Annotated in this window: 11 protein-coding genes; 2 read left to right on the top strand and 9 right to left on the bottom strand. The window is 60.9% G+C overall.

All coding sequences use genetic code 11. The annotated features are described in order from the left end of the window. Positions 1–498 precede the first annotated feature (498 nt). Positions 499–1,512, bottom strand: a complete 1,014-nt coding sequence (locus JFU04_RS17340; RefSeq protein ID WP_120448944.1) for an ABC transporter substrate-binding protein — start codon at positions 1,510–1,512, stop codon at positions 499–501. 164 nt (positions 1,513–1,676) lie between these two features. Between JFU04_RS17340 and JFU04_RS17345 the strand changes: the two genes are divergently transcribed. Next, on the top strand, positions 1,677–2,108 hold the full coding sequence (locus JFU04_RS17345; protein WP_106803473.1) for a hypothetical protein: 432 nt from the start codon (positions 1,677–1,679) through the stop codon (positions 2,106–2,108). 46 nt (positions 2,109–2,154) lie between these two features. Here the strand turns inward: JFU04_RS17345 and JFU04_RS17350 are convergent, their stop codons facing one another. From JFU04_RS17350 to JFU04_RS17360, 3 genes are all read right to left on the bottom strand, one after another. Further along, positions 2,155–3,399, bottom strand: coding sequence for a zinc-dependent alcohol dehydrogenase (locus JFU04_RS17350; RefSeq protein WP_106803472.1), 1,245 nt, complete (start codon positions 3,397–3,399; stop codon positions 2,155–2,157). Between the two features lie 90 nt (positions 3,400–3,489). After that, positions 3,490–4,434: a methyltransferase gene (locus tag JFU04_RS17355; protein ID WP_065907377.1), complete on the bottom strand. Its 945-nt coding sequence runs from the start codon at positions 4,432–4,434 to the stop codon at positions 3,490–3,492. Between the two features lie 11 nt (positions 4,435–4,445). Continuing rightward, positions 4,446–5,819 carry an iron-containing redox enzyme family protein gene (locus tag JFU04_RS17360; RefSeq protein ID WP_201145118.1) on the bottom strand — a complete coding sequence of 458 codons (1,374 nt, stop codon included), beginning with the start codon at positions 5,817–5,819 and terminating at the stop codon, positions 4,446–4,448. 341 nt (positions 5,820–6,160) lie between these two features. Here JFU04_RS17360 and potE point away from each other — a divergent pair, with 341 nt between their 5' ends. Next, the gene (potE, locus tag JFU04_RS17365) at positions 6,161–7,489 is read left to right on the top strand and encodes a putrescine-ornithine antiporter (RefSeq protein WP_201145120.1); all 1,329 of its coding nucleotides are present in this window, start codon (positions 6,161–6,163) and stop codon (positions 7,487–7,489) included. 673 nt (positions 7,490–8,162) lie between these two features. Here potE and JFU04_RS17370 read toward each other — a convergent pair. From JFU04_RS17370 to JFU04_RS17385, 5 genes are all read right to left on the bottom strand, one after another. Further along, entirely contained in the window at positions 8,163–8,999 is an 837-nt protein-coding gene (locus tag JFU04_RS17370; RefSeq protein ID WP_242485881.1) for an IS3 family transposase, read from the bottom strand. Then, the gene (locus tag JFU04_RS30300; RefSeq protein WP_065899480.1) at positions 8,996–9,298 is read right to left on the bottom strand and encodes an IS3 family transposase; all 303 of its coding nucleotides are present in this window, start codon (positions 9,296–9,298) and stop codon (positions 8,996–8,998) included. The genes JFU04_RS17370 and JFU04_RS30300 overlap by 4 nt, the downstream gene beginning before the upstream one ends. Before the next feature lie 284 nt (positions 9,299–9,582). Continuing rightward, a complete protein-coding gene (locus tag JFU04_RS17375; protein WP_065907385.1) occupies positions 9,583–11,325 on the bottom strand; it encodes an ABC transporter substrate-binding protein in 1,743 nt (580 codons plus the stop codon). Between the two features lie 83 nt (positions 11,326–11,408). Then, on the bottom strand, positions 11,409–11,681 hold the full coding sequence (locus JFU04_RS17380) for a DUF2160 domain-containing protein (RefSeq protein ID WP_003232363.1): 273 nt from the start codon (positions 11,679–11,681) through the stop codon (positions 11,409–11,411). An 11-nt stretch (positions 11,682–11,692) separates the two neighbouring features. Next, the gene (locus JFU04_RS17385; RefSeq protein ID WP_003232361.1) at positions 11,693–12,493 is read right to left on the bottom strand and encodes a carbohydrate ABC transporter permease; all 801 of its coding nucleotides are present in this window, start codon (positions 12,491–12,493) and stop codon (positions 11,693–11,695) included. Position 12,494 lies beyond the last annotated feature (1 nt).

A 12,494-nucleotide genomic window follows, 5' to 3' on the forward strand; every position in this document is an offset into this window, starting at 1 on the left:
ACACCGCCCAACTGTGGGAGATGTCGAGCTTTAGCGAGGCTGCGAAGGCGGCGGTACTGACTGTCCTTCTGTGCCTGATACACCGCCTTCGCGGCCTCGCTGGGGCTCGACGGCTCCCACAGGAGGGGGGCGGCTATGTGGTTGAAATTTCAGCTACAACACCGGTCAACTGTGGGAGATCTCGAGCTTTAGCGAGGCTGCGAAGGCGGCGGTACTGATAGCCCTGCTGTGCCTGACACACCGCTTTCGCGGCCTCGCTGGGGCTCGACGGCTCCCACAGGGGGGGGGGCGGCTGTGTGGCTGGGATTTGAGCAGGAGCCGGTTTCGCTATGTGGTTGAAATTTCAGCTACGACACCGGTCAACTGTGGGAGATGTCGAGCTTTAGCGAGGCTGCGAAGGCGGCGGTACTGATAGCCCTGCTGTGCCTGACACACCGCTTTCGCGGCCTCGATAAAGCTCCCACATTTGGCGGCGTTCGACATCAGGGTCTTGGCGGGTCAGCTGCCATTGCCGTCATGGGCCTCTTCGAAGAAGTAGTCCTTCCAGCTCGCCGCCTTGTTTTTCAGCACACCGAGTTCCTGCAATTTCTCGGCATAGATGTAGGTGCGCTGCGGCACGATGGTGAAGTCGATTTCCGGGTCTTGGACGATTTTCTCGACCAGGTCCAGCGGCAACTTCGACTGCTCTACGCGGATGTACGCCTTGGCAGCAGCCGGTTTGTCGGCCTTGATGATTTTCTCGGCCTCGGCCAGTGCGTCATAGAACGCCTTGTAGGTCTTGGGGTTTTCGTCGTGGAATTTCTGCGTGGTGTACAGCACGTTGAACGTGGCCTGGCCGCCGAGGATGTCGTAGGAACTGAGCACCTTGTGCACGTTGGGATTCAACAGCTCCTGGTACTGGAACGGCGGGCTGGAGAAGTGCGAGTTGATCTCCGAACCGCCGGCAATCAACGCCGCCGTGGCGTCGGGGTGAGCCAGGCTGATGGAGATGTCATCAAACTTCTTGTAGTTGGCATCGCCGAACTGCTTGGCGGTTTCGATCTGCAGGGTGCGTGACTGAAAGCCCACGCCGGCAGCGGGCACGGCGATGCGGTCTTTCTCGGTGAAGTCCTTGAGGGTCTTCACGTTGGGGTTGTTGGTCAGCAGGTAATTGGGCATCGAGCCGAGGGAGGCGATGGCCTTGACGTTCTGCTTGCCCTTGGTGCGGTCCCACAGCGTGAGCATCGGCGGCACACCGGCCGAGACCACATCCAGGGCGCCGGCCAGCAGCGATTCGTTCATGGCGGTGGCACCGGATATGCTGTTCCATTCCACCTTGATATCCAGGCCCTGCTCCTTGCCGTGTTTTTCGATCAGGTGCTGATCGCGCACCACGTCGAGGATCAGGTAGCCGATGCCGAATTGCTGGGCGATGCTGATGGTGCCTTCGGCCTGCGCACCGGGGCTGAGCAAGGCCGTGGCGGCGGCGAGGGATGCTGCCAGGAGGGTCAGGGAGGAACGCTTGAAAGTCATGGGGGTCTGCCGCGTTTTCGGGAAGGTGCTGGAGCGTAGCGGCGGTTTTTAAGACAGCAAAAGAATATTGGGGTCTATTGTTATGCAAATAATCCCCAAATTGGCGTGCGGCTGGTATTGTGCCGCGCTTTGTAAAACTGCCGCAGACTGCGAGGAAATGGACGTTGAACACTGACGAAAAAATGACCGGGGACCTGTTCGAGGTGGATAAGCGCCTGTCACTCAAACCCGTGGTGGACTTCAACGCCTACCTGCGCAGCGCGTTCGGCGACGGCCCCTGCACCTGCGTGCGCTGCACGGCCAGTGGCGGTGACGAGACGGGCTATGAGTTCCAGCACTCGTTCGCTTTCGACGGTAAACCGAGCCACCGCCGCTTCGCTTCGACGGCCGGCAGTGATGTGTTGCAGATGCTCAAGAAAGCCTGGCTGTCGTACACCAAGGCCGAGCTGCCGCTCAGTGGTGCGCTGGCGCTGGACACGGTAAAGGAATTCGTCGAACCGCAGTTGCACAAGCGCTTGGCACCGCTGTTCCTGGCCAGCGGCTTGGTCAAGGATGTCGACGGCGAGTTGCGCCTGCAGCCACAAGCTGCTGCCTGATCAACTCCCTGCAGGAGCCGGCTTGCCTGCTCCTGCAAGGGATCGCCTAGAACCCGGGGACGCCCTGCACGCGAATCTCCGGCGTGAGTTCTTCCAGCGGCTCGACCAGTGGCCGCTCGTCGATCCCCGGCAGCAGGATCACCTTGCGGCAATCCTCCTCGGCCTTGTCGAACAGCTCATAGCCACGCGCCGCCTGCTCCAGCGACAGGCGATGGGTGACGATCGCCTCCGGGTTCAAGTGCCCCAGTTCGATGTGCCCCAGCAGCTCCGGCAGGAACCGCTGCACATGCGTCTGGCCCATCTTGAAAGTCAGGCCCTTGTCGAACGCGTCGCCGAACATGAAGCCATGGATAAACCCGGCATACACCCCGGCCACGCTGACCGTGCCACCCCGGCGCACGGCGGCGATGCATTGGCGCAAGGCCTTGCCGCTGCTGCCTTCGAGCTTGAGGGTGGTGAGGATGGTTTCGGTGGTGCTGCCCTTGGCCTCGAAGCCGACCGCATCGACCACGCCATCGACGCCGCGCATACCGGCAGTCTGGCGGATGATGGTGTCGGCAGGGTCATCGTCGTCCTCGAAGTTGATCGGGATCACGCCATACGTTTTCTGTGCATAGGCCAGGCGATACGGGTGATCGTCGACCATGAAGATCTGCGCGGCCCCAAGCATCTGTGCGCACGCGGCGCTGAGCAATCCCACCGGGCCGGCGCCATAGATCGCCACGCTTGAGCCCTCGCCGATGCCGGCATTGGTCACCGCCTGCCATGCGGTGGGCAGGATGTCGGAAAGGAACAACACCTTCTCATCCGCGAGGGTGCCAGGCACCTTGAACGGCCCGGTATTGGCCTTGGGCACCCGTACCAGCTCGGCCTGGCCACCGGGAATGCCGCCGTACAAACGGCTATAGCCAAACAGCGCCGCGCCCGGCGGGATCGCCTTTTTATTCAGGATCGCGCCGCGCCCGTCGTTAGTGGTTTCGCAGGCGGCGAACTGCTGGAGCTGGCAGAAGAAGCAGTCACCACAGGCAATCACGAACGGGATCACCACACGGTCGCCGCGCTGCACGGCCGTCACCGCCGGCCCGGTTTCCTCGACGATGCCCATGAACTCGTGCCCGAAGATATCCCCGTGCTCCACCGTGGGGATCTTGCCCCGGTACAGGTGCAGGTCCGAACCACAGATGGCCGTGGCAGTGACGCGCAAAATGATGTCGTCCGGCTGCTCAATGATCGGATCGGGAACCGTGTCCACCTGCACCTTGTGGGCGCCCTGGAAAGTCATCGCTCGCATGCTCTGCACTCCTGCCGTTGAAGGGGTTATAGGTAAGGGCGGTTGAGCCGGCGAGCGTTCCTTCAGCGTGCGTCCACACCTGATGAGTGGTCAGCGCAAACGGGTGACGGTGAGCGCGACCACGGCAATTCGCTCCACGCGCTCATACCCGGGTTTGCCCAGCTCTTCGCCGAATACATCGGGATCGAGTTCGCGGTAGGTCCAACCGAAAGCGTCGCTGGCAAGCAGCGGCTTGACCGCCGCCAGAAACGGGTCTTCACCGGCAACGATCGCCACGCCGGTGTAGAGCACAAGGCTGCCGCCAAGGGCCAGGCGCCCGAGTGATTCGCTGGCGATACGCACCGACAGTTGCTCACCCAGCGCGCCGCCGCCATGCCGATAGGCGCGCTGACGGTCGTCGTTCATATAGGGTGGATTGGCGACGATCAGGTCGAATTCGCCCTCGACACTGCCCAGCACATCGCTGTGGTAGGCACTGACGTTGGCCAGTCCCGCCAGCTCCGCGTTCACCGCCGTGAGGCGCAAGGCACGCGGGTTGATGTCCACTGCCAGCACCTCGGCGTCGGGCCGCGCACGGGCGACCACCAGTGCGCCGACACCGGCGCCGCAGCCGATGTCCACGGCGCGGGTGATCGGCTCGCCGCGCTGTTGCAGATGGGCTTCGAGCAGGTGCGCGAAGCGGTAGCTGTCCGGTCCAAAAAACACCGCATCCGACTGTGTGGTGGGGTACGCCGAGTGGGCCAGCAGCAGATCATCCAGGCTCGACCAACGCACTGCGCTGCGCCACAGCGCGTCGTGCTTCTCGATCACATCGGCCTGCTGCAACTCTTCCCGAAATGCTTCGGGCAACAGCTGATTGTCAAACGGCATCGACCAGCCAAACACATCACGCAGGTCGACCGCCAGTGGCGTGGGCAAGCGTTGATAGACCCGCTCATGGGTCAACGGCGTCGGCGTGATGAACCGATAGCCGTGCTCCTTCAACCCCCGGCCCAGGTTGAGCAAGGCGCGGTCGGCGAGTTGTTGTGCAGACATGGGCAAGGACCTCAGCGCAGGCGCGCGCGCAATTGGATAAAACGTCGGGTGGCGTACAGACCGGCAGGCGTGCAATGGCGCCGCGCCGACAGCCAGGGAATCAATGCCTGGAGCTGCTGCTCGTCGGACAGGTTCCACAGCGAATCCACCAGCGCCTGGGTGTCCGGATCAGCCGGGCGGTGCTGCTCCCGCGAAAAGCGGCTACCGCGCCCTGGCCGTACCGGCGGCACGCGTTGGCTGCTGACCCACTCACCGGCGATCCAGTCATGCAGCAGCTGTTTTTCATAGCCGCTGAACACGCCGAACATCGCCGCGCCCGCGCCTTCGATCAATTGCCAGAAACGACTGTCGGCCGGGTCCTGGTTGCGCTTGATCCAGCCCTTGTCTTCCAGGGCCTGGAGAAACGCCCCGATCTGCCCCGGCTGGGCCAGCCACTGATTGACGGTCTGGCCCTCGAAGCGGCAGTAGTCCGAATGCATGTGCTGGCCGAACGTGCGCTTGCGTTCGAGCATCGCCACCACTTCGTCCTGCAGCTTGAACCGGCTGATCACCGCGGTGGTGCCCAGGCCGAGGTCGTTGAGCCGGTACCCGTCGGCCACCCGGCGATAGAAGTCCGCCCTGCCCTCGCCCAGCGGCAATAAATTCAGCACCGACTGCGCGGCCTTGCACGCGTGGCCGCTGCTGGCGTTGTCGATGGTCACGTGCAGGGTGAAGTAGTACGGGTCGATGCCCAGCTCGCTCAGCTCGTACGCAGTGATCAACAGGTGCAAGGGCAGCTGCTCATAACCCAGGTTGTAGCCGATGATCTCCGGCAGGAATTCCTCGGCACACAGCCCCAGCGCCAGTTGCAGCGCGCCTTGCAGGTAATGGCTGTCTTCCAGGCCGGCGTCGCTGTCGGCATCGTGTTCGCTGAGCAATTTGCGGTAGATAAGCACATGATTCTGCGCCGCCTCACCGTCGCCCAACTCTTCAAGGTAGGTGGTGAGCAGGCCGTCGAAACGCGGGTCCTGCCAATAGCGCAGCAGGCCGTTGAGCCAGGCGCCGTCGACGTGTTTGGTCGGCGCCACGCGCTGCAGGAAGTACAACGCGTGGGCCTTGTTCTGGAAATAGCGGCGTGACTGGCCTTGCTGGCGTTGCTCCAGATAATCGGCATAGGCCTGGGCCACCTCGGCGCAGCGCTGCTCGACCCACGCGGGCAATTGCTCGGGCGCCTCGGGCAACTCGCCGGGCACGTCGCGCAACTGTGCCAATTGCGTGCGAATATATGCCCGCGCGACCTCTTCTGCACCCGCAGTTTCGCCATGCAGCTGTTGATACACCCGCTGGCACTGGCCCGGCTGGGTAAGGGAGGCCGGTTGGCCCGACAGCGCTGTAAAAAGCGTCATGATGGCAGTGTCCGCAAAGTCCGATGCAACAGGCCTCCCAACAAGGAAGCCCCACAAGAGCGCTGAAAACCACACGCTTCTAACAGTGCAGAGCATCGGGGTGTGCGGAAAATTCAATCGGGGTTAAGAAGGGGCGGATCGGCGGTTATAGATGGCCCAGTCCGTACACCCGCCGAGGCGGGGATGGGTGTTTCGGCGAGCCAATGGGTACTGGAAAAACGTTACTCCGCACAAAAAAAGCTCACTTGATACACAAAGCCCACGCAACGCAGTAAGTTGCCTCTACACAAGGTGCCCCTCACCACTGGGGCAGTGTTCCCCCGCCAATCCAAGGAACGACCATGCCCGAGCCAAGCAAAAAGATGAGCCTGTTGGGCCTGACCACGCTGGTCACGATCAACATGATGGGCTCAGGCATCATCATGTTACCGGCGAGCATGGCGCAGCTGGGCGCGATTTCGTTGTTGTCGTGGGTGATCACGGCAGTGGGCTCGATGGCCATCGCATATGGGTTTGCCCAGTGCGGACTGTTCTGTACGCGCACCGGCGGGATGTCGGCGTATACCGAAGAGGCCCACGGCAAGTCGGGATTTTTCCTGTGCTCGTTTCTGTATTTTCTGTCGCTGATCATCGCCAATGTGGCGATTGCCATTTCAGCCGTGGGCTATCTGTCTTCGTTTGTGCCGTGGCTGGGCAGCGGGCCGCTGCCGTTGTTCATCGGCAGTCTGGCGCTGATCTGGCTGACCACCGTGGCCAACTTCGGCGGCCCGCGCCTGACCGGACGCATCGGGGTGGTGACGGTGTGGGGCGTGATCATTCCCGTGGTGGGGCTGTGTGTGATCGGCTGGTTCTACTTCAATGCCGAGGTGTTTGTGGCGGCCTGGAACCCTAATCAGCTGGAACTGTGGGACGCCATCGGTGCGAGTATTCCGCTGACGCTGTGGGCATTTCTCGGCATGGAATCGGCGGCGCAAGGCTATGACGCGGTGGAAGAGCCCCAGCGCACCGTGCCGCTGGCCTGCCTGCTCGGCACCCTGGGCGCGGCGTTGGTGTACGTGCTGTCGACGGCGGTGATCCAGGGCATCGTGCCAAATGCGCAGTTGGCGGAGTCTTCGGCGCCGTTTGCCTTGGTGTATGCGCAGATGTTCACGCCCTGGGTGGGTGAAGTGATCATGGCGCTGGCGGTGGTGGCGTGCATCGGTTCATTGCTGGGCTGGCAGTTCACCCTGGCGCAGACGGCCAAGATGTCGGCGGACCAGCGTCTGTTTCCGGCCTTTTTCAGCCGGGTCAGCGCGACAAATGCGCCGGTACTCGGGCTGCTCGCGTGTGCGACGCTGCAAAGCCTGATTGCCCTGTCGACCATCTCGCCAACAGCCAGCGCGCAATTCAGCAAACTGGTGAACCTGGCAGTGGTGACCAACCTGGTGCCCTACGTGACCGCCCTCACCGGCTTGCTGGTAATGATGCACAAGGCACGCGCCACTGCAGCGGTGCAGGCGCGTAATACGCTGGTAGTGCTGGTAGCCGTGGGGTACTCGCTGTACGCGATTTATGCCTGCGGCGAAGAGGCCGTATTTGGCGCGATGCTGGTGCTGGCGTTCGGGTATTTGCTGTATGGATTCCTGGCCAGGCGCTTTGTCGAGGAACAGGTCTGGCCTCTTGGTACATAAAGGTCAACTGTGGGAGCGGGCTTGCTCGCGAAGGCGGTGGGTCAGCCAACCTTTTCAGCGACTGGCACACCGCTTTCGCGGGCAAGCCCGCTCCCACAGTTTTGATCGGTGTTTGAGCTTGAGATTAGAGGCGTTTCGACAACAGTTTCGACGACGGTACAACCCGATTCCAGCCTTAGAACACACGCCAAATGTGGGAGCGGGCTTGCCCGCGAAGGCGGTGGGTCAGTCACCCTTTTCAGCGACTGACACACCGCTTTCGCGGGCAAGCCCGCTCCCACAGTTTTGATCGGTGTTGGGCTTGAGATTAGAGGCGTTTCGACAATAGTTTCGACGACGGTACAACCCGATTCCAGCCTTAGAACACACGCCAAATGTGGGAGCGGGCTTGCTCGCGAAGGCGGTGGGTCAGTCACCCTTTCAGCGACTGGCACACCGCTTTCGCGGGCAAGCCCGCTCCCACAGTTTTGATTGGTGTTTGGGCTTGAGATTAGAGGCGTTTCGACAACAGTTTCGACGACGGTACAACGCGATTCCAGCCTTGAAATACATCCCAAATGTGGGAGCGGGCTTGCTCGCGAAGGCGGTGGATCAGTCACCCTTTCAGCGATTGGCACACCGCTTTCGCGAGCAAGCTGAACTGGTCAAGTAATCTTGGACACCGATTAAGGTTTCACGCCACCAGCTTCTCCCTGGCGACTGGTGACCGATAGTCGTTGTAGCTATGCGGCCTGGTGATGTTGTAGCGCGATACATAGCGCTGCACATCCGCTCGGGCCTCATGTTCCGACCCGTAGCCTGCTTCTGGCACCCACTCTGATTTCAAACTTCCAAAGAAACGCTCCATCGGAGCGTTGTCCCAGCATTCGCCTTTACGGCTCATGCTTTGTCGGAGTCCATGTTCCAGCAGTTCATTTCTGAATTTATGGCTGGTGTACTGGCAACCTTGGTCGGAGTGAAACAGTACGTCTTTTGGGCGACCGCGCAGTTCAATCGCCATGCGCAGGGCTTCGCAGGTCAGCGTGGCATCAGAGATCATCGAAAACGACCAGCCCACAATCCGGCGAGCGAACAAGTCCAGAACCGCCGCGAAATACAGCCAACGCTTGCCGACTTTGATGTACGTCACGTCCCCACACCACACCTGATTGACCGTCGCAACATCAAACTTGCGTTTGAGCACATGCGGTGCCACCAAAGCCTCCACGCCAGGTGACTTGTACTTATGGCGCCGGCGTTGACGGCTGACAATGCCTGCTTCTCGCATCAAGCTGCGAGCCATGAACCGCCCGACATCATGCCCGCCGGCTTGCAGCTGTTTAGCCAAGGTACGAGCGCCCGCAGACTTTCTCGACGCCCTGTGGTGCTTGACCAGCATAGCCTTGAGTTTCTCTCGCTTAGGGCTCACCTTGCCTTGGCGCTGACGCCATGCGTAAAAGCTACTGCGGTTTATTCCGAACACACGACAGCAATCGTTAACGCCGTACTGCTCGCCCAGCTCACAGATCAACGAGAGTGATCTTTGGCGTCCAAAAGCAGGAGAGCACTGGCCTTTTTTAGGATTTCGATATCCCGGTCTCTTTGCCTGAGCAAGGCTTTAAGTTCCTGGATCTCTCGCTGATCCGCGGTAATCGCCTTGGCTCCCACCGGAGTCGAGCCCAAGCGTTCCTTGCGAACTTGATCGACCCAGCGGCGCAAGGCCGTAGGGCCAATATCCAAGCTGGCACAGACCTCGGGAACCGACTGCCCCTCGTCCAGCACCATGCTGGCAGCCTTGAGTTTGAACTCACATGAATAAGATTTACGCATATCCAAACACCTCAGATTTGGACGCCATCATAGCGCCCGATTGAGGTGTCCAAAATCATTAGGCCAGTTCAAGCCCGCTCCCATAGTTTTGATTGGTGTTCGGGCTGGAGGCCGAGGTGCTGCAGCGGCATTTGAGCGAGTGTACAACCCCATCCCAGCATTGGAGCACACGCCAAATGTGGGAGCGGGCTTGCCCGCGAAGGCGGTGGATCAGTCACCCAATTCAGCGACTGGCACACCGCTACCGCAAGCAAACCCGCCCCTACATCCGCTAACTGGCGCGTTTATTTACGCGCTGCCTCCCACTGCTTGAGCAGATCGCCGTAGGCCACGGTTTCGCCCTTGGGTTTCTCGTTGGCGAGTTTTGGTTTCGGCGCGCCCGGTTGGTCGAACCAGTATTGCGCGTCACGCTCGGGGTTCATCTTCGGACCGCACACCGGTTGCACCTTGGAGCGTTCCAGGCGCGTCATGATCGCGTCCTGCTCCTTGGCCAGGTTGTCGAGGGCCTGTTGCGGGGTTTTCTCGCCGCTGGCGGCGGCGGCGATGTTGCTCCACCACAGTTGTGCCAGGCGCGGATAGTCCGGCACGTTGGTGCCGGTCGGCGACCACTCGACGCGGGCCGGGCTGCGGTAGAACTCCACCAGGCCGCCGAGTTTGGGCGCCATGTCGGTCATGGCCTGGGAATTGATATCGGACTCACGAATCGGCGTCAGGCCAACGATGGTTTTCTTCAGCGAGACGGTCTTCGAGGTCACGAACTGCGCATACAGCCAGGCCGCGAGTTTCTGTTTCTCCGGGGTCGACTTGAGGAACGTCCAGGAACCCACGTCCTGATAGCCCTTCTTCATGCCCTTTTCCCAATAAGGCCCGACCGGCGACGGCGCCATGCGCCACTTCGGCGTACCGTCGGCATTCACTACCGGCAGGCCCGGCTTGACCATGTCGGCGGTAAACGCGGTGTACCAGAAGATCTGTTGGGCGATGTTGCCTTGCGACGGCACCGGCCCGGATTCCGAGAAGGTCATGCCCGCCGCTTCCGGTGGTGCGTAGGCTTTCATCCAGTCCACGTATTTCTGCGTGGCGAATACCGCAGCAGGGCCGTTGGTGTCGCCGCCACGGGTCACGCTGGAGCCCACCGGATGGCAGTCCTCCACGCGAATGCCCCACTCGTCCACCGGCAAGCCGTTGGGCAGGCCTTTGTCGCCGCCACCGGCCATGGAGAACCAGGCATCGGTGAAGCGCCAGCCCAGGGATGGGTCTTTCTTGCCGTAGTCCATGTGCCCGTAGATGCGCTTGCCGTCGATTTCCTTGACGTCTTCGCTGAAGAACTTGGCGATGTCTTCATAGGCCGACCAGTTCACCGGCACGCCGAGGTCGTAACCGTATTTTTCCTTGAACTTGGCTTTCAGCTCCGGGCGCTCGAACCAGTCGGCACGGAACCAGTAGAGGTTGGCGAACTGCTGGTCGGGCAGTTGGTAGATCTTGCCGTCCGGCGCGGTGGTGAACGAAATGCCGATAAAGTCCTTGATATCCAGGGTCGGCGAGGTGAAGTCCTTGCCTTCGTTGGCCATCAGGTCGGTGATGGATTCGGTCTTGCCATAGCGAAAGTGCGTACCGATCAAGTCGGAATCGTTGACCCAGCCGTCATAGATATTCTTGTCGGACTGCATCTGCGTCTGCAGCTTCTCGACCACGTCGCCTTCCTGCAGCAGGTCGTGGGTCAGCTTGATCCCGGTGATTTCCGTGAAGGCCTTGGCCAGCACCTTGGACTCGTACTCGTGGGTGGTGAGGGTTTCCGACACCACATTGATCTTCATCCCACGGAACGGTTCGGCGGCCTTGATAAACCACTTGAGCTCCTCGAGCTGTTGGTCGGCCGTGAGGGTGGACGGTTTGAATTCGCTGCCGATCCATTTTTTCGCCGCATCTTCGTACGCATCGGCCCAGGCCGTGGCGCTCAAACCGCTGAGGGCCAATACGGCGGCCAATGAAATGCTATGTCGCAGCTTATTGTTTTTATCGAACATAGAGACCTCCTGGTTAGTTTCAAACGGGACCTGCGAACACAATCCCTGCAGGCGCCGGCGTGCCGGCGCCTACAGGGCAAGTACTAGCCCCAACGCATCACACTCAACAGCCATACCAGGGACAGCGCGGACGCCACCCAGATGCTCCAGTCGGTAACGCCGATGACCAGCAAATGCAGGTAGGCGCTGCCGAGAAGACCGATAAACAAGCGATCACCACGGGTGGTGCTGATCGGCAGAAAACCGCGCCGGGGGATGCTCGGCGAACGCAGCTCCCAGGTGGTCATGCCCGCCAGAATCAGGGCGATACCACCAAAGAACAGCGCGGTGGGGGTGGTCCAGGCCATCCATTCCATCATCGATTCCTCTAGACCCGGCCCAGGGCAAAGCCCTTGGCCACGTGGTTGCGAACAAACCAGATCACCAGCATGCCCGGCAGGATGGTCAACACCCCCGCCGCTGCCAGCACGCCCCAATCGATGCCCGACGCCGAGACCGTGCGCGTCATCACCGCCGCGATGGGCTTGGCGTTGACCGAGGTCAGGGTGCGCGCCAGCAGCAACTCGACCCAGGAAAACATGAAGCAGAAAAACGCCGTCACGCCGATGCCGGAGCCGATCAAGGGGATAAAAATCTTCACGAAGAACTTAGGAAAGCTGTAGCCATCGATGTAGGCAGTTTCGTCAATTTCCTTGGGCACGCCGGACATGAAGCCTTCCAGGATCCACACCGCCAACGGCACGTTGAACAGGCAATGCGCCAGTGCCACGGCGATGTGCGTGTCGAACAGGCCGATGGACGAATACAGCTGGAAAAACGGCAGCAGAAACACCGCCGGCGGCGCCATGCGGTTGGTCAGCAGCCAGAAGAACAGGTGCTTGTCACCGAGGAAGCGGTAGCGCGAAAACGCATACGCCGCCGGCAGCGCCACACTCAACGAAATCACCGTGTTCAGGCTCACGTAGTACAGCGAGTTGAGGTAGCCGGTGTACCAGCTGGGGTCGGTGAAGATCACCTTGTAGTTGGCCAGGGTGAAATCCTGCGGAAACAGCGTCAGGCCGCCGAGGATTTCGGTGTTGCTCTTGAAGGACATGTTCAGCAGCCAGTAGATCGGCACCAGCAGGAACAGGATGTAGATCAGCAGCGGAATCAGCTTTCTCTTGCTCATG

The sequence above is a fragment of the Pseudomonas sp. TH21 genome (assembly GCF_016651025.1).
Classification (GTDB): Bacteria; Pseudomonadota; Gammaproteobacteria; order Pseudomonadales; family Pseudomonadaceae; genus Aquipseudomonas; species Aquipseudomonas aylmerensis.